Source organism: Pararhodobacter sp. (assembly GCF_034676075.1).
Lineage (GTDB): Bacteria > Pseudomonadota > Alphaproteobacteria > Rhodobacterales > Rhodobacteraceae > Pararhodobacter.
Map to the genome: position 1 here is coordinate 16,045 of NZ_JAUCCQ010000012.1, position 24,266 is coordinate 40,310.

The 24,266-nt window shown below is 68.3% G+C and carries 22 protein-coding genes and 1 other RNA gene; 15 read left to right on the forward strand and 8 right to left on the reverse strand.

Annotated elements, in window-relative coordinates; all coding sequences use genetic code 11:
• Nucleotides 1-57: 57 nt before the first annotated feature.
• The 4 genes from dacB to VDQ18_RS06455 all read right to left on the reverse strand — a co-directional run bounded on the left by dacB (nucleotide 58) and on the right by VDQ18_RS06455 (nucleotide 4,895).
• On the reverse strand, nucleotides 58-1,554 hold the full coding sequence (gene dacB / locus VDQ18_RS06440; RefSeq protein ID WP_323020162.1) for a D-alanyl-D-alanine carboxypeptidase/D-alanyl-D-alanine-endopeptidase: 1,497 nt from the start codon (nucleotides 1,552-1,554) through the stop codon (nucleotides 58-60).
• A 151-nt stretch (nucleotides 1,555-1,705) separates the two neighbouring features.
• Entirely contained in the window at nucleotides 1,706-2,302 is a 597-nt protein-coding gene (locus VDQ18_RS06445) for a nicotinate-nucleotide adenylyltransferase (RefSeq protein ID WP_323020163.1), read from the reverse strand.
• 72 nt (nucleotides 2,303-2,374) lie between these two features.
• Entirely contained in the window at nucleotides 2,375-3,913 is a 1,539-nt protein-coding gene (locus VDQ18_RS06450) for a trimethylamine methyltransferase family protein (RefSeq protein WP_323020164.1), read from the reverse strand.
• A 91-nt stretch (nucleotides 3,914-4,004) separates the two neighbouring features.
• On the reverse strand, nucleotides 4,005-4,895 hold the full coding sequence (locus VDQ18_RS06455) for a LysR substrate-binding domain-containing protein (protein WP_323020165.1): 891 nt from the start codon (nucleotides 4,893-4,895) through the stop codon (nucleotides 4,005-4,007).
• Nucleotides 4,896-5,001: 106 nt separating this feature from the next.
• On the opposite strand from VDQ18_RS06455, the gene VDQ18_RS06460 reads away from it, so the two are divergent.
• The 13 genes from VDQ18_RS06460 to VDQ18_RS06520 all read left to right on the forward strand — a co-directional run bounded on the left by VDQ18_RS06460 (nucleotide 5,002) and on the right by VDQ18_RS06520 (nucleotide 16,182).
• A complete protein-coding gene (locus tag VDQ18_RS06460; protein ID WP_323020166.1) occupies nucleotides 5,002-7,041 on the forward strand; it encodes an NADH:flavin oxidoreductase in 2,040 nt (679 codons plus the stop codon).
• Nucleotides 7,042-7,294: 253 nt separating this feature from the next.
• Nucleotides 7,295-8,338, forward strand: a complete 1,044-nt coding sequence (locus VDQ18_RS06465) for an aldo/keto reductase (RefSeq protein WP_323020167.1) — start codon at nucleotides 7,295-7,297, stop codon at nucleotides 8,336-8,338.
• A 7-nt stretch (nucleotides 8,339-8,345) separates the two neighbouring features.
• Complete coding sequence (locus VDQ18_RS06470; RefSeq protein WP_323020168.1) at nucleotides 8,346-8,756, forward strand: hypothetical protein; 411 nt, start codon at nucleotides 8,346-8,348, stop codon at nucleotides 8,754-8,756.
• Nucleotides 8,757-8,794: 38 nt separating this feature from the next.
• Nucleotides 8,795-9,188, forward strand: an RNA gene (gene rnpB, locus VDQ18_RS06475) — RNase P RNA component class A.
• Between the two features lie 135 nt (nucleotides 9,189-9,323).
• On the forward strand, nucleotides 9,324-10,853 hold the full coding sequence (locus VDQ18_RS06480) for an undecaprenyl-phosphate glucose phosphotransferase (protein ID WP_323020169.1): 1,530 nt from the start codon (nucleotides 9,324-9,326) through the stop codon (nucleotides 10,851-10,853).
• 118 nt (nucleotides 10,854-10,971) lie between these two features.
• Nucleotides 10,972-11,139, forward strand: a complete 168-nt coding sequence (rpmG, locus tag VDQ18_RS06485; protein WP_068303983.1) for a 50S ribosomal protein L33 — start codon at nucleotides 10,972-10,974, stop codon at nucleotides 11,137-11,139.
• 256 nt (nucleotides 11,140-11,395) lie between these two features.
• Nucleotides 11,396-12,397 carry a tryptophan--tRNA ligase gene (gene trpS, locus VDQ18_RS06490; protein WP_323020170.1) on the forward strand — a complete coding sequence of 334 codons (1,002 nt, stop codon included), beginning with the start codon at nucleotides 11,396-11,398 and terminating at the stop codon, nucleotides 12,395-12,397.
• A gap of 72 nt (nucleotides 12,398-12,469) precedes the next feature.
• Entirely contained in the window at nucleotides 12,470-12,595 is a 126-nt protein-coding gene (locus VDQ18_RS06495) for a hypothetical protein (RefSeq protein WP_323020171.1), read from the forward strand.
• A gap of 175 nt (nucleotides 12,596-12,770) precedes the next feature.
• Nucleotides 12,771-13,187 carry a secondary thiamine-phosphate synthase enzyme YjbQ gene (locus tag VDQ18_RS06500; protein ID WP_107754903.1) on the forward strand — a complete coding sequence of 139 codons (417 nt, stop codon included), beginning with the start codon at nucleotides 12,771-12,773 and terminating at the stop codon, nucleotides 13,185-13,187.
• Entirely contained in the window at nucleotides 13,184-13,708 is a 525-nt protein-coding gene (locus VDQ18_RS06505; protein WP_323020172.1) for a DNA-3-methyladenine glycosylase, read from the forward strand. The genes VDQ18_RS06500 and VDQ18_RS06505 overlap by 4 nt, the downstream gene beginning before the upstream one ends.
• 47 nt (nucleotides 13,709-13,755) lie before the next feature.
• The gene (locus VDQ18_RS06510; RefSeq protein ID WP_107754905.1) at nucleotides 13,756-14,199 is read left to right on the forward strand and encodes an Rrf2 family transcriptional regulator; all 444 of its coding nucleotides are present in this window, start codon (nucleotides 13,756-13,758) and stop codon (nucleotides 14,197-14,199) included.
• Nucleotides 14,200-14,202: 3 nt separating this feature from the next.
• Nucleotides 14,203-15,105 (forward strand): NAD(P)/FAD-dependent oxidoreductase, encoded by a 903-nt coding sequence (locus tag VDQ18_RS06515; protein WP_323020173.1) that lies wholly within the window; start codon nucleotides 14,203-14,205, stop codon nucleotides 15,103-15,105.
• A gap of 147 nt (nucleotides 15,106-15,252) precedes the next feature.
• Nucleotides 15,253-16,182, forward strand: coding sequence for a class I fructose-bisphosphate aldolase (locus VDQ18_RS06520; protein ID WP_323020174.1), 930 nt, complete (start codon nucleotides 15,253-15,255; stop codon nucleotides 16,180-16,182).
• A 67-nt stretch (nucleotides 16,183-16,249) separates the two neighbouring features.
• On the opposite strand, the gene VDQ18_RS06525 is transcribed toward VDQ18_RS06520, so the two are convergent.
• Both VDQ18_RS06525 and pheS read right to left on the reverse strand, forming a co-directional pair.
• Nucleotides 16,250-17,689, reverse strand: coding sequence for a 2-isopropylmalate synthase (locus VDQ18_RS06525; protein ID WP_323020175.1), 1,440 nt, complete (start codon nucleotides 17,687-17,689; stop codon nucleotides 16,250-16,252).
• 244 nt (nucleotides 17,690-17,933) lie between these two features.
• On the reverse strand, nucleotides 17,934-18,995 hold the full coding sequence (gene pheS / locus VDQ18_RS06530; protein ID WP_323020176.1) for a phenylalanine--tRNA ligase subunit alpha: 1,062 nt from the start codon (nucleotides 18,993-18,995) through the stop codon (nucleotides 17,934-17,936).
• Between the two features lie 117 nt (nucleotides 18,996-19,112).
• Between pheS and VDQ18_RS06535 the strand changes: the two genes are divergently transcribed.
• Both VDQ18_RS06535 and VDQ18_RS06540 read left to right on the forward strand, forming a co-directional pair.
• A complete protein-coding gene (locus VDQ18_RS06535; protein ID WP_323020177.1) occupies nucleotides 19,113-20,306 on the forward strand; it encodes a YbfB/YjiJ family MFS transporter in 1,194 nt (397 codons plus the stop codon).
• Nucleotides 20,307-20,398: 92 nt separating this feature from the next.
• Nucleotides 20,399-21,742, forward strand: a complete 1,344-nt coding sequence (locus VDQ18_RS06540) for a GGDEF domain-containing protein (protein ID WP_323020178.1) — start codon at nucleotides 20,399-20,401, stop codon at nucleotides 21,740-21,742.
• A gap of 45 nt (nucleotides 21,743-21,787) precedes the next feature.
• On the opposite strand, the gene VDQ18_RS06545 is transcribed toward VDQ18_RS06540, so the two are convergent.
• Nucleotides 21,788-22,165 (reverse strand): hypothetical protein, encoded by a 378-nt coding sequence (locus VDQ18_RS06545; RefSeq protein ID WP_323020179.1) that lies wholly within the window; start codon nucleotides 22,163-22,165, stop codon nucleotides 21,788-21,790.
• Nucleotides 22,166-22,167: 2 nt separating this feature from the next.
• Nucleotides 22,168-24,159 (reverse strand): RNA polymerase sigma factor RpoD, encoded by a 1,992-nt coding sequence (gene rpoD, locus VDQ18_RS06550; protein WP_323020180.1) that lies wholly within the window; start codon nucleotides 24,157-24,159, stop codon nucleotides 22,168-22,170.
• Between the last annotated feature and the right edge of the window lie 107 nt (nucleotides 24,160-24,266).

Here is a 24,266-nt window from a genome sequence, read left to right on the forward strand (position 1 = left end):
GGGGGCCGGGCGGCCCATCGGCACCGCCCGTGATGCGCAAGGCGATGGCCTGCGGCCTCAGCCGTGCAGGCCCGCCCAGCGCTCGATCAGATCCTGTTGCAAGGTCCTCGCCCGGCCGGTCCAGGCCCGCGCCCCGGCGGGACGCTCGCTTTCCTCGCTGCGGGTGCTCTCACGGCGCGGCAGATCGGCGCTGACGATGGCAAAGGCGATGGGCCGCCCGCCCCGGGGCTGGGCATAACCCGCCAGAGCCGAGACGAAATCCAGCGTCCCGGTCTTGGCGCGCACCTCGACCGGGTGGTTGGTCTGCGGGCGGCCATTGGCGTCGCGCATCTGGTGTTCGCGCAGCAGGCCCGGCAGGATCCCCTCGCGCCGTGCCGCCACCAGATAGGAAGCCATCGAGCGTACCGACACGCGCGAGGCCTCGGCCAGCCCGGAATGATCCTGCAGCGCCAGCCCCGAGGCGCCATAGCGCTCCGCCACCCAGGCATTGAGCCGCGCGGCCGAGGGCGCCAGCCCCTGCACCGCCCGCCCCTGCCGGAAGGTCGCCGCCAGACCCGCGCATTCGGCGGTGATGTTGGTCGAATAGCGCAGCATGTCGCGCAACACGCCCGGCAGCGTCTCGGACCGGTGCTCTGCCAGGATCTGCCCGGGCGGCACCGATTGCTGCCGCGGCTCGGGCAGCTGACAGCCGCGCGCCGCCAGCAGCATGCGGAACACGTCGCCCGCATAGGCCGCGGGCCTGCGCACCGGCAACCAGCGCGATCCCGACTGGTTCAGCGCCGAGGCGGCGACCGTCCAGCGCTCGCGCCCGCCCCGGCTGGCATAGGTATAGACCGGCAGATTGCGCGACACCGCCTCGATGCCGATGACCGAGACCGGCGGCACCTCGCGGTCGGACCGCGCATCCATCGACAGCTGCGTCCGGCCATTGGCCACTTCCCAGCCGAAATAGACCCGGTTGAAATTCAGGTTCAGCCCGGCGATCCCGGGATTGTAGCCCGCCGCCACCGGCTGTTCGGGGTCGATCTGCTCGATCGAGGGCAGCGCCTGATCGTCGACGATGAACCGCCCCTCGATCCGCCGCAGCCCGCGCTCGACCAGTTCCGCCGCCAGCCGCGCCAGATGGTCGGTCTGCAACGTCGGATCGCCGCCGCCCCTGAGGATCAGATCGCCCCTGAGCGTGCCATTCTCGATCCGCGCGCCCGTGCCCGTCTCGACGCGGGTCGTGAAACGGAATTCGGTGCCCAGCGTCTGCAGCGCATACATCGTGGTCAGCGCCTTGGCGGTGCTGGCGGGCGGCACCCGCAGATCGGCGCGATGCTCCTCGATCACCGCGCCTGTCTCGGCATCGACGGCGATCACCGTGGTATCGCCGGTCAGACCCGCGCGCTCCAGCACCGTGCTCAGCGCCCCGGTCGGCGCGCTGCGCGTGGTCCCGGCCTCGGGCGCCAGCGCGGCGATCTGCGCCGAGGCGGGCCGCGCGGGCGGGCGCGGGGATCGCAGCGGGGCTGTCGCCAGGACGGGGGTTGCAGCGCCGGCCAGAAGGCCTGCCAAAACGGATCTCCGGCTCAATGCCGATCGGTCGCGAAGCATTTCAATACCTTGACGTCAACCAATGCGTGTGGGCCCGCAACGGACCGCTTGCATCCATCTTACATGAAATTTCGTCACGCAAATCGGTTAATCTGCGGCGCAAAGCAGGCAGTCACGGGGCATTTCGCCGGGCCCGCCGGATCGCGGTCGAGGATTCGGGCCGCATCGGCATATCGAGATAGAGCCAGACTGGCGGCGCGATCCGCCCCAGCCGCTCGGCATCGCGGGCGGGCAGCCGCTCCAGCCGGAAGCGCTGCGCCGCGTGCGAATGCAGCGCCCGCATCCGCTGGCCGGGCCGGGCCAGCACGGCGACAGGCACCCGGGCCATGATCTCGGGCCAGCGGTCCCAGGTGTGGAACTGCGCCAGATTATCCGCGCCCATCAGCCAGACGAAGCGCACCAGCGGATAGGCGCGCTGCAATTCCCTCAGCGTATCGGCCGTGGCCCGCGTGCCGAACCCCGCCTCAAGATCGGTCACCTTCACCTTGGGGTGGCGCATGATCCCCCGCGCGGCCGCCATCCGCTCGGCCAGCGGCGCGGGCGGGTTCGGCTTCAACGGGTTGCCGGGGCTCACCAGCCACCAGACCTGATCCAGCCGCAGCCGCTTCAGCGCTTCCCGCGTCAGATGCACATGCCCGGCATGGGGCGGATCGAAGGATCCCCCCAGCAAGCCCACGACCTGACCCGGTGCCGCCCAGGGTTTTCCCATGCCAAACTCCCGCCTCTGCGGCGAAGATGGCCCGGATCGGCGGCGGCGCCAAGGGCTGCTGTCACGAAAAGGTCAATACCATTGGTCCGCAACGGCCTGTTTTCGCTGCCGAACGAAGTCTTTCAGCGCCTCGTCCAACCCCTCGTCCAGCGCCGGCGCCTCGTAGGTCGCAAGCTTGCGCTTCCAGAGCGTATTGGCCCGCGTCGCCGCATCCGTCTGCCCGGCCGCCTCCCATTTCTCGAAAGGCTCGTTGTCGGACAGTTCGCTGTCCCAATAGGCCGTCTCGTAATGCCTCAGCGTATGCTGGGTGCCGAAGAAATGCATCCCCGGCCCGGTTTCCTCGAACGCGTCCATCGCCAGATCCTCGTCGCCGACCGGCACGCCCTTCAGATAGGCATGCATCGCCCCGCAGAGGTCGCAATCCAGCACGAATTTCTCGTAGGACATCGACAGCAGCCCGTCGAGGAACCCGGCCGAATGCAGCACGTAATTGGCCCCGCATTGCACCGCGGCCAGCATCGACATCGTGCCCTCCATCATCGCCTGCGCGTCGGGCAGCTTCGAATTCGAGAAATTGCCCGAACACCGGAGCGGCAGGTTCAGCCGCCGCGCCAGCTGCCCCACGACCATGCTGCCAATCGCCGGTTCCGGCGTCCCGAAGGTGGGCGAGCCCGACCGGAGCGCCGTGGACGACAGGAAATTCCCGAAGATCACCGGCGCCCCCGGCCGTTCCAGCTGGGTCAGCGCGCAGCCTGCCATGGTCTCGGCCAGAGATTGCGCGATGGCGCCCGCGTTGGTCACCGGCCCCATGGCCCCGCCCAGGATGAAGGGCACGACCACCACCCCCTGATTGGCCCGCGCATAGGCGCGCATCCCCCGGGTCATCGTCCCGTCCCAGACCAGCGGCGAGTTGACGTTGAAATTGCCCATGATGACGCAGTTCTGATCCGCGAAATCGCGCCCGAACAGCAGCCGGGCCATGTCGATACTGTCCTCGGCGCGCTCCTCGGCGGTAACCGAGCCCAGAAACGCCCGGTCCGAATACTTGATATGGGCATAGACCATGTCGAGATGGCGCTTGTTCACGGCGATATCGGTGGGCTCGCAGATCGTGCCGCCGGAATGGTGCAGCCAGGGGCTCGATTGCGCCAGCTTCACGAAATTCTCGAAGTCCTCCAGCGTGCCGAAGCGCCGCCCCTTGTCCAGATCCATGACGAAAGGGCTGCCATAGGCCGGGGCGAAGACCACGTTCTTCCCGCCGATCCGCACGTTATTGGCCGGGTTGCGGGCGTGCTGGGTGAACTCTGCCGGTGCGCTCTTAAGGATCTCCCGCAACAGCCCCTTGGGGAAGCGGACCCTGAGGCCATCGACCTCGGCCCCCGCCCGGCGCCAATGGTCCAGCGCCACCGGATCGTCGCGGAAATCTATCCCGATCTCGGCCAGGATCCGGTCGGCGATGGCCTCGATCCGCAGCAGACTCTCCTCGCCCAGAATGTCATAGGTCGGGATCCCCCGCACGATATAGGGCGCACGCAGCACCGAAGGGGCGGCGCGTTCGGCCCGGCGCGCTGCGCGGCCAGAGCGGGGTCGGGGAGCTTCGGTCAGGGTCATGGCGGCACCTGTGACAAGGGAATGGCTCAGGCTAGGCCCGGACACGCCCCCTGTGACGCGCAGAAATGCACCCGCCTTGAATGACCTGTGCTTATGCCTGCGCCGCCTCGAACGCGCCGACCAGCCAGTCGGTGAAGACCTGCGCCTGCCGGGATGCCCGCCGCTGGGTCGGCACCAGCAGCATATTGGCCTCGTCCGGCACCACCTCGGCGCTGCCCAGCCGCACCAGCCGCCCCTCGGCCAGATGGCCGCCGACCAGCGCCTGCCAGCCCAGCGCCACCCCCTCGCCGCCGATCGCCGCATAGATCGCGTCGGAATATTGCGTGAAGCGCAGCGCGCTGGGCCGGGTGATCGGCGGCAGACCCGCAAGTTGCGCCCAGCGTCGCCAGCCGAGCCACGAGGGTTCGACCCATTCGCAGGCGATGAGGGGCAGCGATTCCAGGGGCTTGCCCGCCAGCACCGGGGCGCAGACCGGGAACACCCGCTCGGGCAGCGCGGCGAGGCAGCGCGCGCCCTCCACCGGCGGTTTGCCATAATGGATCAACACATCCACCGCGTCGCGCCTGAGGTCGAAGCCGGTGTCCTGCGACACCAGCCTGAGCTGCACCTCGGGATGCGCGGCGCGGAAGGCGGGCAGCCGGGGCAGCAGCCAGAAATGGGTGAAGGCCAGCGTCGCCGCCACCGTCACCACCTTGCCCGCCACCGGGCGACGAATGGTGTCCAGGGCCTCGGCCACCTGGTCGAAGGCCCCGGTCAGCGCCCGTGACAGCACCAGCCCGGCGGGTGTCAATTCCACCCGCCGGTGGCCCCGCACGAAGAGCGGCATGTTGAGTTCGGCCTCCAGCAGCTTGATCTGGCGCGAAACGGCGGCCTGCGTCACGCCCAGTTCCTCGGCGGCGCGGGTGAAGCCCATGAGCCGCGCCGCCGCCTCGAAAGTGGCCAGCGCCCCCAGCGAGGAAACCTCGCGCCGAAATCCCGCCATTGCCCGATCCTCACATAAGCCCCACTCATGGCAGTCTGGCGCGGATTTCGGCTTGAGGGAAGTCCCGGCGCAGGCCAGTCTGGGTCCAGACCAGCAAGGAAGCCCCATGTCCGCCGCCGACCCTCTGCTCCAGCCCTTCCAGCTCAAGCACCTGACGCTCAGGAACCGCGTCTTCATCTCCGCCCACGAACCGGCCTATGCCGAGGACGGCATGCCCAAGGGCCGCTACCGCGCCTATCACGCGGAACGGGCCAAGGGGGGCGTGGCGCTGACCATGACCGCCGGCTCGGCCAGCATCTCGCGCGACAGCCCGCCGGTCTTCAACAACATCCTCGCCTGGAAGGACGAGGTCGTGCCCTATGTTCGCGACCTGACCGATGCGGTGCACGAGCATGGCGCGGCGGTGATGATCCAGATCACCCACCTCGGCCGCCGGACCCGCTGGGACAAGGGCGACTGGCTGCCGGTCCTCAGCCCCAGCCACGAACGCGAACCCGCCCACCGCGCCTTTACCAAGCAGATGGAGGAATGGGACATCGAGCGGGTGATCCGCGACTATGCCGATGCCTGCGAACGGATGCAGGCGGGCGGCATGGATGGGGTCGAGTTCGAATGCTACGGCCATCTGATGGACCAGTTCATCTCGCCCCTGACCAACCACCTGCCCGCGCCCTGGGGCGGCGATCTGGACAACCGCATGGCCTTTCCGCTGGCCGTGCTGAAAGCCTGCCGCGACCGCGTCGGCCCCGATTTCATCCTGGGCGTGCGCTATGTTGCCGACGAGCGCCTGCCGGGCGGCGTCGAGGCCGCCGAGGGGATCGAGGTCGGCCGCCGCTTCAAGCAATCGGGCCTCGTGGATTTCCTCAACGTCATCCGCGGCCATATCGACACCGACCCGGGCCTGACGGATGTGATCCCGATCCAGGGCATGCCCTCGGCCCCGCATCTGGACATGGCGGGGGCGGTGCGGCAGGCGGTCGATGTGCCGATCTTTCATGCCGCGCGGGTGCCGGACGTGGCCACGGCGCGCCATGCCATCGCCGCGGGCAAGGTCGACATGATCGGCATGACCCGCGCCCATCTGACCGAGCCGCATCTGATGCGCAAGATCCGCGACCGGCAGGAGGACCGCATCCGCCCCTGTGTCGGCGCCAATTACTGCCTGGACCGGATCTATCAGGGCGGTCTGGCCCTGTGCATCCACAACGCCGCCTCGGGCCGCGAGGAGAGCCTGCCGCAGGACATCCCGCCCGCGGCCGAGCGCAAGAAGGTGGTGATCGTCGGCGCCGGTCCCGGCGGGCTGGAAGCCGCCCGCGTCGCCGCCGCCCGGGGCCATGAGGTGACCGTCTTCGAGGCGGCCGACCGACCCGGCGGCCAGATCAGGCTGACCGCCCAGAGCCACCGCAAGAAGGAAATGATCGGCATCATCGACTGGCGCATGGCCGAATGTAGCGCCCTGGGGGTTAATTTCCGGTTCAACACCTATGCCGAAGCCGAGACGGTGCTGGCCGAAAACCCGGACATCGTGATCATCGCCACCGGCGGCCTGCCCAATACCGAGATCCTGGAGCGCGGCAACGAGCTGGTGGTCAGCGCCTGGGACATCCTCTCGGGCGATGCCAAGCCCGGGCGCAACGTGCTGGTCTTCGATGACGCGGGCGATCACGCCGGGATGCAAGCGGCTGAAATGATTGCCGAGTCGGGCGCGAGGGTCGAGGTGATGACTCCCGACCGCGCCTTCGCGCCCGAGGTGATGGCGATGAACCTCGTCCCCTATATGCGCAGCCTGCAGGCCAGGGATGCGACCTTTACCGTCACCTGGCGGGTGAAGGCGGTCGAACGCGCGGGCAACCAGCTCAGGGCGGTGATCGGCAGCGATTACGGGCCGATGCAGCAGGAACGGCTGGTCGATCAGGTGGTGGTCAACCACGGCACGCTGCCGCTCGACGAGCTTTATCTGGCGCTGAAGCCGCAATCGTCGAACCTGGGCGCGCTGGACCATGAGGCGCTGGTCGCGGGCCAGCCGCAGACCCGGGTGGACAACCCCGAGGGGCGCTTTGCGCTGTGGCGGATCGGCGATGCCGTCGCCTCGCGCAACACCCATGCGGCGATCCTGGACGCCCTGCGGCTGATGGCGGTTCACTGAGCGGGCCGGGTCAGGGGGGCCGTCTGCCCCCCTCGCCCTGCGGGCTCACCCCCCGAGGATATTTGCCGAACGAAGAGGGGCGCAAGGGGCGCGTTAACCTTAATGGGTGGTCACCCGCCGGATCCGGCGGGCGCGATGGTGCGCCACCGAGACCCCGGCGCCCCCCGCCCGTCATCACCGGGATCGGCACGCCCGCCGCCCCGCGCTTGCCTTTCGTCCTGCCACCGCTAAGGTCTTGGGCAAAGGATGTTCCATGCACCAGCTGACCCTCGGCCGCGACGGCACCGCGATCCCCGATTTCTGCTTCGGCACCATGACCTTCGGCCGCCAGACGCCCGAGGCGGAGGCCTTCCGCCAGCTGGACATGGCGCGCGAGCGGGGTCTCACCTTTCTCGACACCGCCGAGATGTACCCGGTCAACCCGGTCGAGGCCGGGACCCGCGGCCTGACCGAGGCGATCCTCGGCCGCTGGATGGCGGCGCGGGGCGGACGCGAGGGGCTGGTCCTTGCCACCAAGGTGACCGGCGAGGGCAGCGCGGTGATCGAGGGAGGCTCGCCACTGATCGACCGGGCGCGGCTCAGGACCGCGGTCGAGGGCTCGCTCGGGCGGCTCGGCACCGACCACATCGACCTTTTTCAGCTGCATTGGCCGAACCGGGGCTCCTATCATTTCCGCAAGCATTGGTCCTACAGGCCGGGCGCCGGTGCCGCGGGGGTCCGCGCCCATGTCGAGGAGGTCCTGACCGAGGCGCAGGCTCTGATCGCCGAGGGCAAGATCGGGCGGCTGGGGCTGTCCAATGAAACCGCCTGGGGCCTCGCGCAGTGGATCCGCGCGGCCGAGGAGCGGGGCTTGCCGCGCATCGCCTCGATCCAGAACGAATATTCCCTGCTGTGCCGGCTCTTTGACACCGATCTGGCCGAGGCGAGCGTCATGGAGGAGGTGCCGCTTCTGGGCTTCTCGCCGCTCGCCACCGGGCTGCTGACCGGCAAATACGCGGGCGATGTGACGCCCGAGGACTCGCGGCGCGCGCGCAACCCCGACCTCAGCGGACGGATCACGCCGCGGGTCTTCGAGGCCGTCGCCGCCTATCGCGGGCTGGCGCTGGACTGGGGAATGGATCCGGTGGTCATGGCGCTGGCCTGGTTCCGCAGCCGCCCCTTCACCGCGATCCCGATTCTGGGCGCGACGACGGCGGCGCAGCTGGAGCAGCAACTGCCCGCGCTGGAGACCGTCCTGCCGGAGGCGCTGGTCGCGGCCATCGACCAGGTCTACCGCGCCCATCCCCTGCCCTATTGAGCGGCCGATGCGGGGGCTGCTGATCACGGTGCTGGTGGTGGGCTTGCTGGCCGGATGCCGGATCGCCGGGCCGGGCGGCGATGCGGCGGCGCCCGCAGGCAACGTGATCACCGAACAGACCCTGCCGCCGCAGGCCGAGGCGCCCCTACCGGAGGTGCAACCGGAACCCGAGCCCGCCTTTCTGGCCGAACAGCGCCGTCTTTGCGAGCGCGGCGGCGGGCAACTGTCGGCCCGGGGCCGTGGTGTCGTCGCCTGCGTGCGCCCGACCCGCGACGGTGGCCAGCGCTGTCAGGCCGCTGCCGATTGCGAGGGTCTGTGCCTGGCGCGCTCGGGCAGCTGCGCGCCGATCTCGCCGCTGTTCGGCTGTCAGGAGGTCTTCACGGCCCGGGGCCTGCGCGAGACGCTCTGCACGGAGTGATTGACGCGCCCGCGGGCCGGGCGTAGGACACCCCTCGCGCGGATGGCCGGACGGCCGCGGGTCTTCGGATCCGAGGAAAGTCCGGACTCCATGAGGCAACGGTGCCGGGTAACGCCCGGCCGGGGCAACCCGAGGGAAAGCGCCACAGAGAAGAGACCGCCCAAGCCGCGAGGCGCGGGTAAGGGTGAAACGGTGGGGTAAGAGCCCACCGCGGGACGGGCAACCGGACCGGCAAGGCAAGCCCCACCGGGAGCAATGCCGAATAGGGGCCTCGCGCGGGCATGATCGGGTCTCCCGATATCGCCGCAGGGACGCGTCAGCCCAGAGGCCCGGGTTGGCAGCTCGACCCCGCCGGTAACGGACGGGGCAGATGAATGGCCGTCGAAGGGGGCAACCCCGGAACAGAATCCGGCTTACAGGCCATCCGCGCAAACCGGCTTTTTCGTCGAATTCCAGCCAATTGCCACATTTGTGCCCGATGGCCTGCTTAGCGTTCAAGCGTTCAACGGGGGCTGGCCGCGATTCGGCTTGGCCCGGCCCTGCCATCGCGGGGTGGAAGGTGAGTTCATGACCGAGACCGCATCGCGCAAACGCCTTTTTACCGAAGCCAACCGTCGCCGGCCCTGGACCGGCCGGGCGCGGCCCCGTCTTTTGGGCGGGCAGGCACAGGCCGCGGCGCAGCGGCTGAGCCGCCCGTCGATGAAGCCGCAGGTGCTGGGCTATCTGCAGTTCTGCGTCGATGTGCTCTCCGTGGGGCTGGCGGGGCGTCTGGCCTTCCCGCTGGTCGAGGAGGCGATCTTCTCCGACCTGCAGCGGCTCGAGGTGATCTGGCTGGGCGCGCTCAGCGTGGCGCTGGTGGGCCGCATCGCCGGGGCCTATGGCTTTCGCTGCATGCGCAGCCTGTGGCGGGCGACGGCCACCGCGCTGGCCTCGCTGATCATCGGCCTGATGCTGCTGGCGGGGCTGCTCATCCTGGCGGGTCTGCCGAGCGGCACGGTCGAGGCTTCCCTGCTCTTCTGGTTCATCGCCGCGGCCGGGTTCATGCTGACCTCCCGCGTGGCGATGGAATTGCGCATCGCCCATCTGGTGCAGACCGGGCGGCTCGAACATCGCATCGTGCTGGTCGGCGGCGGCGACACGCTGGAGCCCCTGGTGCGCGAGATCGACCGCGAGCGGCGGCGCGGACGCAGGCTCTGCGCCTTCTTCGACGAACGCATGGACGACCGCTCGCCCGCCATGGTCGCGGGTCACCACAAGGCCGGAGATGTCGACGATCTGGTCGAATTCGCCCGCCTGGCCAAGATCGACACCGTGATCATCGCCATCCCCGGCGCCTCGCAACAGCGGATCCGCGAATTGCTGGGCCGGCTCTTCGTGCTGCCTGTCGACATCCGCGTGCTGGACGGCGCCGAGATCCCCGAATTCTCGCGCAAGCGGCGCTCGCGCATCGGCCCGTTCCAGCTGATCGAGATCTACAAACGCCCGATCGGGGGATTCGCCGCCGTGCAGAAAAGGGCCTTCGACATCGTGCTGTCCCTGATCGCCATCGCCCTCTTCGCGCCGTTGATGCTGGCCGTGGCCATCGCCGTGCGGCTTGAAAGCCCCGGTCCCGCGCTCTTCCGCCAGAAGCGGCATGGCTACAACAACAAGCCCATCGAAGTGCTGAAATTCCGCTCGATGTTCACCGACCAATGCGACCCCACGGCGGTCAAGGCCGTGCGGCGGGGCGATTCCCGCGTGACCCGGGTCGGCCGCTTCATCCGCCGCACCTCGATCGACGAATTGCCGCAATTCTTCAACGTCCTGAAGGGCGATCTGTCGATGGTCGGACCACGGCCCCATGCCCTGACCGCGCGCACCGGCGACATCGTCTATGACCAGATCACCGAGGCCTATTCGGCCCGCCACAAGGTCAAGCCTGGCGTTACCGGCTGGGCCCAGATCAGCGGCTGGCGCGGCGAGATGAACTCGCCCGAGAAGATCCGCGCCCGCATCGAGCATGACCTTTACTACATCGAAAACTGGTCGCTCTGGCTGGATCTGAAGATCGTTCTGCTGACGCCCTGGAGCCTGGTCACCACGAAAAACGCCTATTGAGCGAAAACCCCGTCCCGAGGGCCCATTCGCCCGTTGACTCTGGCGCTTCCATGCGTAAAAGGCGGGCTTCATAGGAATTCATCGGCAGCTGTTCGACTGCCGTGCGCAGGAGATACCGATGGCGAAGCCGACGACGATCAAGATCCGTCTGAATTCGACGGCGGGCACTGGCCACTTCTACGTGACCAAGAAAAACGCCCGGACGATGACTGAAAAGATGACCATCCGCAAATTCGACCCGGTGGTCCGTCAGCACGTGGAATACAAGGAAGGCAAGATCAAGTAAGATCCGCCTCCACTTCCGACTGGGGCCGTTCCTTCGGGAGCGGCCCTTTTCGTTTGCCCTGCCCCCAATTGACGCCCCCTCGCCCGGGCGCTACGACGGGGCCATGGAAAACACCCTGATCATCGCATGCTTCTGGTGGCTGGCTCCCTGACAAGGCGGCCGGACCAGCAGATGTATCCCGAGGCCGCCGCTGGGGCGGCCTTTTTGTTTTCCTCGCGTCCCCCGCGGCCCTCTTCGCTCCAAAGAGAGACGCACCATGGACAAACCCGTCATCCTCACCGGCGACCGCACCACCGGGCCGCTTCATATCGGCCATTACGCCGGTTCGCTCGCCAACCGGCTGCGCTATCAGCAGACGCATGAGCAATTCCTGCTGCTGGCCGATACCCAGGCGCTGACCGACAACGCCCACGACCCCGGCAAGGTGCGCCGCAATGTGATCGAGGTGGCGCTCGATTACCTCGCCGTCGGCATTGACCCCGCGCAATCGACGATCTGCCTGCAATCGCATCTGCCGGCGCTGGCGGAGCTGTCGATGCTCTACCTCAACTTCGTCACAGTCGCCCGGCTGGAGCGCAACCCGACGATCAAGGACGAGATCCGCGCCCGGGGCTTCGGCCGCGACATTCCCGCGGGATTCCTCTGCTACCCCGCCGCGCAGGCCGCCGACATCACCGCCTTCAAGGCCACCGTGGTCCCGGTGGGCGAGGATCAGGCGCCGCTCATTGAACAGACCAACGAGATCGTGCGCCGCATCAACGCCACCGCGGGCAGCGCGATCCTGCCCGAGGCGCAGGCGGTGATCCCCGCCGCGGGTCGGCTGCCCGGCATCGACGGCAAGGCCAAGATGTCGAAATCAGGCGGCAATGCGATTGCCCTCTCGGCCTCGGCCGACCAGATCCGCAGCGCCGTGCGGGCCATGTTCACCGACCCCGATCATCTGCGGATCGAGGATCCGGGCCGGGTCGAGGGCAATGTCGTCTTCGCCTATCTCGACGCCTTCGACCCGGACCCAGACGGGCTGGCCGAGCTGAAGGCGCGCTACCGGCGGGGCGGGCTGGGCGACGGCGCGATCAAGGTCCGGCTCGAGGAGATCCTGCAGGCCCTGCTGGCGCCGATCCGCGCGCGTCGGGCGCAGCTCGCCACCGATCCGGGCCATGTGGTCGAGGTGATCCGCCAGGGCACAGCCCGCGCCCGGGAACGGACCGAGGCGACGCGGCAGGAGGTGGTCGCGGCGCTGGGGCTCTTCCAGCTCTAGCCCCCGATGCGGAACCCGGCCCCCGGCTCGCGCGTTTTCCCTGCATCGCAACCACTCTCAGGGAGAGAGACGATGCCGACCCAAGCCAAACCCGGATCGCAGACCAAGAAACCCGCCGAGGGCCAGCCCAAGGAAAAGGCGAAGATCATCTCGGAAGAGAACAAGGAAACCGGCAAGGGCAAGAGCGCCAAGCGCTGAGGCCCCGGTTCTGGGGCGGCGACGGGCCTTCCGCCGCCGCCTCCGAGCGGCTATGATGGCGCAGGCATCCCCGGTGGGAGAGTGTTGACGAAATCTGAACGGCACAGAACAAGTCCCTGAATTCGCTCAACCCGCCACACTGTCCCACGCGTGGGACACTTGTTTCCGGCAGCCGATGCACAGCAGTTTCACCCTACAGACCCAAGGCCCCGGCCTTTACGATCTCACCCCCCAGGTCGCCGCCTGGGTCGGCCGTTCGAAGCCCGACGAGGCGCTTCTGACGCTCTTCATCCGCCACACCTCGGCCAGCCTCCTGATCCAGGAGAACGCCGACGCGGACGTCCAGCGCGACCTCAAGACCTGGCTGAACCGGCTGGTCCCGCCCTCGAACGATCCCTCGATGCGCTGGATCACCCATACGCTGGAAGGCCCCGACGACATGCCCGCCCATATCAAGGCCGCGCATCTGCCGGTCAGCCTGCAGATCCCGGTGATCTCGGGCGAGATGGCGCTGGGAAGCTGGCAGGGGATCTATCTGGTCGAGCACCGGATGAAGCCCCACAAGCGGCAGGTCGTCGCCCTGTTGCGGTGACCTTCGCCCTGCCCGCCCCCGAGCTGGCGCCCCTCCTTCTGGGCGCCAGCCTGACCGTCCGGGGCTGCACCGGCCGCATCGTCGAGACCGAGGCCTATACCCCGGACGACCCCGCCTCGCATTCCTTCCCCGGCCCGACCAGGCGCAACGCCGCCATGTTCGGCCCGCCGGGGCACGCCTATGTCTACCGGATCTACGGGCTGCACTGGTGCCTGAACGTGGTGGGCCTGCCCGGCCATGCCGTGCTGATCCGGGCACTGGAGCCGCTATCCGGGCTCATGGCGATGCAGGCCCGCCGCGGCCCGGGCAAACCGCTCTGCAAGGGCCCCGGCATGCTGGCCGAGGCGCTGGGCATCACCGGCGCCGATGACGGCCGCCCCTTTGGCAGCGCCGATTTCCAGCTGGAGCTGGACCCGCCCGAGGCCTACCTGACCGGCACCCGCATCGGCATCACCAAGGCCGCCGACTGGCCGCTGCGCTTCGGCCTCAGGGGCTCGCGCCACCTGTCGCGGGGCTTCTGACGGCGCCCCCCTTGCCTTTCCCGACGAATCGTAATAGTTGAAGTTACATGAACCGCGACAGCCGCCTTTCCAACGTCCTTCACGCGCTCCTCCACATGGCGGAGCATGAGGGGCCGATGACCTCGGAAACCCTGGCCCTATGCATGCGCACCAATCCGGTGGTCGTGCGCCGGACCATGGGCCTTTTGCGCGACAAGGGCATCGTGGCCTCGGCCCGGGGCAAGGCGGGCGGCTGGACCATCGCCGCGGATCTGGCGCAGATCAGCCTGCGCGACCTCTACGACGCGTTGGGCGAACCGGCGATCTTCGCCATCGGCCACCGCAGCGACAACCCCGATTGCCTGGTCGAACAGGCGGTCAACGCGGCCCTGGGCGACGCTTTCGCCCAGGCCGAGGCGCAATTGATGACACGGTTCGGCGCCGTCTCTCTGGCCGATCTGGCCGAGGATTTTGCCCGGCGCCACCGACAGGTCCGACAACACAGGGATTGACCAATGTACGACGTGATCGTGGTAGGCGGCAGCTATGCCGGGATGGCGGCTGCGCTGCAATTGCTGCGCGCCAGACGCCAGGTGCTGGTGATCGACGCGGGCCAGCGGCGCAACCGCTTTGCCAGCCATTCGCACGGTTTCCTGACGCAGGACGGCGTGGATCCGGCGGTCATCGCCGCCACCGCCCGGGCGCAGTTGCAGCGCTATCCCACGCTGTCCTGGCGCGAGGGTGCCGTGACCAGTGTCAGCGGCGCCAAGGACCGGTTCGAGGTCACAACCGAAGACAGCGAGCGTCTGGCCTCCCGCCGGGTGATCCTGGCCACCGGCCTTGCCGACACGCTGCCCCAGATCCCGGGACTGGCCGAACGCTGGGGCAAATCGGTGTTTCACTGCCCCTATTGCCACGGCTATGAGCTGGATTTCGGCCGCATCGCCCTGATCGCCAACGGGCCCGAGGCGATCCATCACGCCCCGCTCTTCACCGAGTTCGGTCAGGCGACGCTGCTGACCAACGCCCTCGTCCCGCTGGAGCCCGAGACCTGCCGCACCCTCACCGACCGGGGCCTGACGCTGGAGGGCCGGGCGATCCTCGAGGTGGCGGGCCCGCTGGAGGGGCCGGTCGAGGTGCGGTTCCAGAGCGGCGAGCCCCTCAGCTTTGCCGGCCTCTTCGTCGCCACCAAGACCCGGCCCGCCAGCCTGCCCGCCGAAGCTCTGGGCGTGGCGATGGAAGAAACGCCGATGGGCGTGCAATACCGCACCGACGGGTTCAAGGAGACGTCGATCCCCGGCCTCTATGCCTGCGGCGACGCGGCGCGCGTGCCGCATTCCGTCTCGCTGACGGTCGGCGACGGGGCCTGGGCGGGGGCGATGGTGCACCGCTCGCTGGTCTTCGATCCCGCCCTCTGAGCCGCAAGTGGCGGGTTTCCGGCGCGGATTCCCGCCGCTGGCGCAGATTTTTGCGCTTGTGGGCGCTAACGTCCCGACGCCGCCATTGCCGCGTCACCAAGGCCCGCGTATCCAAGGCGCCAGCAGTCAATCCAAAGGGGACCCGCCATGCGCGCCACCAAAACCGTTCAGCGAATCCTGGCCAATTACGAGGGGGAAACCCCCGGCGTGAAGGCCAATCTGGCCCGCATGCTGATGGAGGGCAAGCTGGGCGGCACCGGCAAGATGATCATCCTGCCGGTGGACCAGGGCTTCGAGCACGGCCCCGCTCGCAGCTTCGCCCCGAACCCGGCGGGCTACGACCCCCATTACCATTACCAGCTGGCCATCGACGCGGGCCTTTCCGCCTATGCCGCGCCGCTGGGTCCGCTGGAAGCGGGCGCCGACACCTTCGCCGGTCAGATCCCGACCATCCTGAAGGTGAACTCGTCCAATTCGCTGATGTCGTCCTCGGCGCCGAAGAACCAGGCGGTGACGGCCTCGGTCGATGACGCGCTGCGCATCGGCGCCTCGGCCATCGGCTTTACCATCTACCCCGGCTCGGACAGCGCGCTCGACATGTTCGAAGAGATCGTCGAGATGCGCAAGGAAGCCGCGTCCAAGGGCATCGCCACGGTGATCTGGTCCTATCCGCGGGGCGAGGGCATCTCGAAGGACGGCGAGACGGCGATCGACGTGGCGGCCTATGCCGCGCATATCGCGGCGCTCTTGGGTGCGCATATCATCAAGATCAAGCTCTCGACCGACCACATCATGCAGCCCGAGGCCAAGAAGGTCTACGACAAGGAAGGCATCGACATCTCGACGCTCGCCGCCCGCGTCAAGCATTGCGTGCAGTCGTCGTTCAACGGCCGCCGGATCATCGTCTTCTCGGGCGGTGCGGCGAAGGGCACGGATGCGGTCTATGACGACGCCCGCGCGATCCGCGACGGCGGCGGCAATGGCTCGATCATCGGCCGGAACTCGTTCCAGCGCTCGCGCGAGGATGCGCTGGCGATGCTGGGCAAGCTGGTGGACATCTACAAGGGCAAGGCCTGAGCCTTTCCCGACAGCATGCGAAAGGGGGCCGCGAGGCCCCCTTTTTTCATGCCGTCACCAGGGGCGGTCAGCCGCCGTTCCCTTCGGCCGGAGCCTCGGGCGCCGCATCGGGCTCGACCAGCACGCCCTGATCCCAGCGGCCGGACACGACCTGCCCCGCCGCATAGGTCAGCCGACCCTGACCGACGCGCTGGCCGTCGACGAACTGGCCGACATAGACATCGCCCGTGGGATAGGTCGCGGTGCCCTGCCCCTCGATCCGGCCGCCGCGCCAGTCGCCGGTATAGGTGAAGCCATCGGCCAGGGTGATCGTGCCTTGCCCCTCGCGCTCGCCATTCGCGAAGCCCCCCTCATAGCGGGTGCCGTCCGGGTAGGTCATGACGCCCTGCCCTTCGCGCAGACCGGCCTCGAAGGCGCCGACATAGACGCGGCCATCGGGGTATTCCATGCGGCCCTGACCCTGCGGCTGACCGGCGCGGAAGCTGCCCTCGTAGATCAGGCCCTCGGCCATGCGGGCGCGGCCCTCGCCCTCGATCCGGCCCTCGGACCAGGTGCCGTTATAGCCGGTGCCGTCGGCATAGGTGATGACGCCCTCGCCATCGGGCACGCCGTCGCGGAACCGTCCCTCGTAGCGCGCGCCGTCGGGGGCGGTCATCACCCCCTCGCCGGTGATGCGGTCGGCCACCCATTCGCCGGAATAGACATAGCCGTCCGCCGTGGTCAGGCGGCCCCGGCCCTGGCGCAGGTCATCGACGAAATCGCCCTCGTAGATCGCGCCATCGGCCATGATCAGGCGGCCGACGCCCTGCAGCATGCCCTGCACGAAGCTGCCCTCGCGCCGGTCGCCGCCTGGCAGCGTCAGCACGCCCGCCCCGTTCAGCATCCCCTCGGACCATTCGCCGTCATAGATCGTGCCATCGGGCCGCGTCAGCCGCCCCTCGCCATGGCGCTGATCGGCGAGCATGCCGCCGGTATAGACCGAGCCGTCGGGGTAGGTGATCGTGCCCTGCCCCTCGCGCAGGCCATGCTGCCACTCGCCCTCGTAGCGCAGGCCGCCAGGGCGCTCCATCACGCCGCGGCCATGCGGCTGGCTGTCGTCGAAAGCGCCGGTATAGACCACGCCGGTGACATAGCGCCGCGTGCCCTCTCCCATGATGCGGCCCGCGTCCCAATTGCCCTCGTAGGACGAGCCGTCGGCAAAGACCATGCGGCCCTGGCCATGGGGGCGTCCATCCTCGAACAGCCCTTCATAGACCGAGCCGTTGGGATAGCGCGCGGTGCCGGTGCCGGTGATCTGGCCGTGTTCCCACGAACCGGTGTATTCGAAGCCGTTCGGCAGCCGGTAGGTCCCCTGCCCGTGCTGCAGCCCGTCCAGGAAGGTCCCCTCGTAGATGCCGCCATCGGCGTATTGTCGGGTGATGACCTCGGACAGATCCTGCGAGAGCGCGGGCCCCGCCGCAGGCAGAGCGAGCGCGAGCATCAGGGCAGTGACGAGAGGTGCTTTCATGGTCCTTGCCATCGTGGCGCCCGGGAGGCTCCCCGCGGCGTCTCAAACCTAGTGTAAAGGCTGATGAAAAGACAAGCGGCCAGGCCGCGATTCACCGGTGCCCGGTCGGGAACCCGCCTGCCGGACGGCGGAACCGGCCAGCCGGCCCCCGGTTCCTCAGGCGCTGCACGCAACTGATCCCGAAAACACCGCGGCCGCCCTTCGCAACGAAGGACGGCCGGGGACGTTCGGGTCTGAAGGCCGTTCAGCCCGCGTGGACGCTCGGCGCTTCCAGCGCGCCGAAGCCGTAATGCCGGAGCCAGCGCAGGTCCGATTCGAAGAAGGCGCGCAGGTCCGGGATGCCGTATTTCAGCATCGCCATCCGGTCGATCCCCATGCCGAAGGCAAAGCCCTGCCATTGGTCGGGGTCGATCCCGCCCGCGCGCAGCACCTTCGGATGCATCATGCCCGAGCCCAGCACCTCCAGCCAGCCATCCCCCTCGCCCACGCGCAACTGCCCGTTGACCCAGGAGCACTGGATGTCGACCTCGGCCGAGGGCTCGGTGAAGGGGAAATGCGAGGCGCGGAAGCGCGTCTTCACCTTGGTGCCGAAATAGGCGGTGAAGAATTCCTCCAGCACCCATTTCAGGTTCGCCATCGAGATGTCCCTGTCGATGGCCATCCCCTCGATCTGGTGGAACATCGGCGCATGCGTCTGGTCCATGTCCATGCGGTAGACACGGCCCGGCGCGATCACGCGAATGGGCGCGCCCTGCTCCTGCATGGCGCGGATCTGCACCGGCGAGGTATGGGTGCGCAGCACATGCGGCGGGCGGTTGTCGCCGGGCGCACGGTGCATGAAGAACGTGTCATGCTCCTGGCGCGCGGGATGCTCCGGCGCGATGTTCAGCGCGTCGAAATTGTACCAGTCGGTCTCGATCTGCGGGCCTTCGGCGACGCGGAAGCCCATGTCGGCGAAGATCGCCGTGCATTCCTCGGTCACCTGGCTGACCGGATGGATCGTGCCGCGCGGACGGTGGCGGGCGGGCAGCGTGACGTCGAGCCACTCGGCCTTGAGCCGCTCGTCCAGTGCCGCATCCTCCATCGCCGCCTTGCGCGCGCGCAGAGCCGCGTCCAGCTCGTCCTTCAGGACGTTGAGCGCCTTGCCGTAGGTCTGGCGCTCCTCGGGCGACATCTGGCCCAGCTCGCGCATCTTCAGGCTGATCTCGCCTTTCTTGCCCAAGGCGGCGAGGCGGACCTCCTCCAGCTGGGCGGCGTCGGCAGCCCCGGCGATCCGGGCGAGATAGGTGTTGCGCAGGTCTTCCATCCGAGCCTCCTGAACTCCGCGCCCCTGCTATCCGTGACGTGGCGTGATTGCAAGCGCACAGCCTTGTTGCCGCGGGGGCGGCGGGCAAGAATGGCGCGGTTCGGGCAGGAGGATCCCATGACGCACCAAACCAAGGCCCCGGCCAATCCCTGGCTGGTGCTCGTGGGCCTGTCGCTGGGCGTGCTGGTGACCAACGGTTTCGGCCGCTTCGCCTATGGGCTGATCCTGCCGGCGATGCGCGCCGATCTCGACTGGACCTATGCCCAGGCGGGCTGGCTGAACACCGCCAACGCGCTGGGCTATATCGCCGGGGCCGTGGGGACCATGCTGGCGCTCAGGCGCCGCGGCCCGGCGGGGCTGTTTGCGCTGGGGCTGGCGGTGACGGCGGTGGCGCTGGTCGCGACCAGCGCCCTGCCCGCGCTCTGGTGGCAGAGCCTCTGGCGCTTCCTGACCGGGCTCTTCGGCGCGCTCTCCTTCTCCACCGCCGGGGCGCTGGCGGCGCGGCTCTGGGCCGACAACCCGCGGCTCAACGCGCTGGGGATCGCGATCCTGTTTGGCTCGGGCGGCGGCTCGGCCATCGTGCTTTGCGGCGCCACCCTGCCGCCGATGCTGGCCGAATGGGGCGACGGCTCCTGGCGCTGGGCCTGGGTGATCGTCGGCGTCCTGAGTCTGCTCATGGCGCCGCTGGGCCTGTGGGCGGCGCGTCGCGCCCCGGTTCCCCCCAGGCGCGAGGTCAGCGCGCCGCCTCTGCCCTCCCGGCGGATGCTGGCGGAATATGCGGGCTACGCGGGCTTCGGGCTGGGCTATATCGTCTATCTCACCTTCCTCTCGGCCTGGATGAAGGAACAGGCGGCCTCGCCCTTGCAGGTGGCGCTGGTCTGGGTGCTGCTGGGCAGCTGCATCACCGTCTCGCCCCTGCTGTGGCGCGGTGTCTTCGCCCGCCATGCCTCGGGCCGCCCGCTGGCCCTGGTGCTGACCGGCATCGCCTTGGGATCGGCCCTGCCGGTCCTCTGGCCCACCCTGCCCGGGCTGGTGGTTTCCGCCGTGGTCTTCGGCAGTTGCGTGTTCATGGCGCCCTCGGCGGTGACCAATTTCTCGCGCAAGAACCTGCCGCCCGAGAGCTGGGGCAGCGCCATCTCTCTCTTCACCGTGGTCTTCGCCGTCGCCCAGACCATCGGCCCCTATGCCGCGGGCGCGCTGGGGGATCTGACCGGCAGCATCGGCACCAGCCTGCTGGCGGCCTCGGCGATCCTGCTGGCGGGCGCGGCGGTGGCGGCACTTCAACGGCCGCTCGCCCCCGAGAGCCATTGAGCCCGTTCACGCCATCTTAAGACGCCCCGTGCTTGGATGAACCCCCAGACCAGAGGGGTGCGCCTGTGCCGTTTCGTGTGAGTGATCTGCTGTTGCGCCTGGCGCCCCTGGTAACGATCGGGCTGGTCGCCCTCGGGCTGATCGCCAATCTGGCGGGCGGGCCACGCCCCGGCCACCCGGCGCTGGCGCTGCCGACAGCGCTGGCCTATGCGACGATGGCGATCCTCTGGCACCGGGACCGGACCCGGCCTGACCATCGCCCCCACCCCCGGCTGACGCTGGTCCTGGGCCTTGCCATCGCCGCTGCCTGCCTGCTGACCCTCGCCGACCGCTGGACCGGCCTCTTCGGCGGCAGCCTCGACGCCGCGCTCCGGGCGGCCGAGCTGGGCGCTTTGGGCCTCAACGGTCATGTTTCCAGCAAATCGCTCCTGTTCATCGCCACCTGCGCGCTGGCGCTCCTCGGCGCGCGGCGCAGCCGATTGCTCTCCAGCCTCTTCGTGCTGGCACTGCTGGCGATCTGCAACGTGGCGGTCGTTGATCTGGCGATGTCAGGCGCGCTGTGGGACCGCGAATTGTCGGTCTGGTCGACGCTCGCCGCCTTCACCCTGACGCTCGCCGCCGCCCTGCGCCTGCGCGAGCGCAGCGTCTTCTCCGCGCTCTTCCTGCCCGGCGCCGCCGGGATGGCGCTGCGCCTCATGGCCGGGCTCTCGCTGGTCATGCCGATGCTGGCGGGCTGGATCTATGCCTATCTGATGGCCCCCAAACCGCAGGAGGCCGATCTCATCGCCCAGCTGTTCGGCGGGCTGGGCTGGGTGATGTTCCAGATGACCTTCCTTCTGGGCTTCATCATCGCCCGTGAGCTGCGCAAGACCGAGGCGACGGCACAGCAGGACCTCCTGACCGGGCTGCTGAACCGGGCCGGGATCGCCGCGGCGGTGCGGGGGATCAAGGCGGATGTCGCGGGAGTCCTGATGGCCGAGGTCGATGGCTTCGCCGGTCTGAACGACACGCTCGGCAATCCGAAGGGCGACGCGCTCCTGCGCGATATCGCGGCGGCGGTCCGGGCCGAGATGCCGGAAGACGACGCGATCATCGGCCGCCTGTGGAACGACGAATTCCTGATCGTCGTGCCGAACCTGGTACTCCCTCAGCTGGAGCAACGGGCCGAGGCCTTGCGGCTGGCCGTCTCCCGCCTGCCGCCTCTGGCGACCGGCGAAGGGCTGCACCACCCCCGGCTCACGGTCGGCTGCGCGACCTTCATTCCGTCCAGAATGTCCTTCGACGCGCTGCTGAACGACGCCGACAGCGCCCTGCACTGGGTCACCACCGCCCGCCGCGACTGGTTCACCGAGGCGGAAGATGAGGATCACGCCCCGCCCACTTCCCCGCCGGAGGACGCGAGCGCGGTCCCCGCAGCGGCAGGTCGGGCGGGCTGAGGGCTAGAGGGCCCCGGTCATCAGGGTCTTGGCGCCGGGCAGGTCTCAGCGCTGAGGAGCGCTCAGATGGGCGATCACGGCTTGCGCAGTCTCCGCATCACGCACACGGAGCGAGACTTCACCCTTCGGCGTCACATGGGCCGTCGGAAAGGCGGCGCGCACGGCATCCGCCTCGACCAGATGATCGCGGAACGCGGGCTTGCGGAAGTACCACAGCACCCAGTCCTCGTTCAGCACGGCCGAGAAATACCAGAAATCCCCGTCCTCGATGCGCAATTCATGGGCGATGAAGCCCTTGGAGGTCGCACGCGCGGTCAGCCCGCCCGGATACTCGGCATGGGCGAAGGCGGTGAAAGCATCGCGCACGCCCCCCTCGGGGGCATGCGCGACATGGGCATCGAAGTCGTCGGGATTGAGGAGCAAGGTCACTGATCCAGGAACGAGCGCAGCTTGCGGCTGCGGCTCGGATGTTTGAGCTTCCGCAGAGCTTTGGCTTCGATCTGCCGGATCCGTTCGCGGGTCACGCTGAACTGCTGGCCGACCTCTTCCAGCGTGTGGTCGGTGTTCATGCCGATGCCGAACCGCATCCGCAGAACCCGCTCCTCCCGCGGGGTGAGCGAGGCCAGGACCCGCGTCGTCGTCTCGCGCAGGTTCTCCTGAATGGCGGAATCGAGGGGCAGAACGGCGTTCTTGTCCTCGATGAAATCGCCAAGCTGGCTGTCCTCCTCGTCGCCGATCGGGGTTTCCAGCGAGATCGGCTCCTTGGCGATCTTCAGGACCTTGCGGACCTTGTCGAGCGGCATCTGCAGCTTCTCGGCCAGTTCCTCGGGCGAGGGTTCGCGGCCGATCTCGTGCAGGATCTGGCGCGAGGTCCGCACCAGCTTGTTCATCGTCTCGATCATATGGACCGGGATGCGGATAGTCCGCGCCTGGTCGGCGATCGAGCGGGTGATGGCCTGACGGATCCACCAGGTCGCATAGGTCGAGAATTTGTAGCCGCGGCGATACTCGAACTTGTCGACGGCCTTCATCAGGCCGATGTTGCCTTCCTGAATGAGATCAAGGAATTGCAGCCCGCGGTTGGTGTATTTCTTGGCAATCGAGATCACCAGACGCAGGTTGGCCTCGACCATTTCCTTCTTGGCCTGACGCGCTTCCTTCTCGCCCTTCTGCACCTGGCTGACGATGCGGCGGAATTCGCTGATGTCGACGCCGACATAGCGCCCGACCTCGGCCATATCCTCGCGCAGCTCGACGACCTTGTCGCCGTGCCGCTCGAACAGCGTCGCCCAGCCGCGGCCCTTGGCCTTGGCCATCCGGTCGCACCAGGTCGGGTCCAGCTCATAGCCGCGGTATTCGTCGATGAATTCGCGCCGGTTGATCCGGGCGGCATCGGCGATCTTCACCATCGCCGAATCGATGGTCATGATCTTCTTGTTGATGCCGTAAAGCTGGTCGATCAGCGCCTCAATGCGGTTGTTGTGCAGGTGCAACGAGTTCACCAGCTCGACGATTTCCGACCGCAGCTTCTGATAGGCGGTCTCTTCGGCGGCCGAGAAACGGGCCTTTTCCTGCAGCGTCGCCTGCATCCGCTGATGCTGCATCTCTTCCAGCATGTCGTAGTCGCGGGCGATCTGGTCCAGCGTCTCCAGCACGCGGGGCTTGAGCGAGCTTTCCATCGCCGCAAGCGACATGCTCGACTGGTCGAAATCGTCGTCGTCGTCGTCCGCACTGGAGATCGGGTTGCCATCGGCGTCGAGTTCGGGCTCCGCCCGGCGGGCCGCGCGCGGCTGGCCGTCGCTGTCGGTGCCGCCGACGCCTTCGACCACCGGGCCGTCCTCGTCGTCGTCGAGCGCATTGCCGAAGGTCGCCTCGAGGTCGATGACCTCGCGCAGCAGCACCTCTTCGGACAGGAGTTCGTCGCGCCAGATGATGATCGCCTGGAAGGTCAGCGGGCTTTCGCAGAGCCCGGCGATCATCGTGTTGCGCCCGGCCTCGATCCGCTTGGCGATGGCGATCTCGCCCTCGCGGCTCAGCAGTTCGACCGAGCCCATCTCGCGCAGATACATGCGCACCGGGTCATCGGTGCGGTCCAGCGTCTCGCTGCCGCCCGAGGCCACGACCAGTTCGGTCGAGCCGGAAGCAGTGGCTTCAGGCGCGTCGGGGGTTTCCCCCTCCTCGGCTTCTTCTTCTTCGACGACGTTGATGCCCATTTCCGAGAGCATGGACATGACGTCCTCGATCTGCTCGGACGAGACCTGATCCGGCGGCATCACCTGGTTGAGTTGCTCATAGGTGATGAACCCCCGCTCGCGTGCGGCGGCGATCATGCGCCGGACCGAAGCCTGGCTCATGTCGAGGGTAAATTCGCTGTCCTGATCTTCGGGCTTCGCGTCGTCGGTATCTTTGGCGACCATGGTTCCTCCGGGCAGGGGACGAGGCGTGATTCGGCTTTTTCACAGAGATAGCCCTTGGGCGAGCCGAATCACAGGGGGCGTGGCAAGATTCACTGATTCGGGGGCCG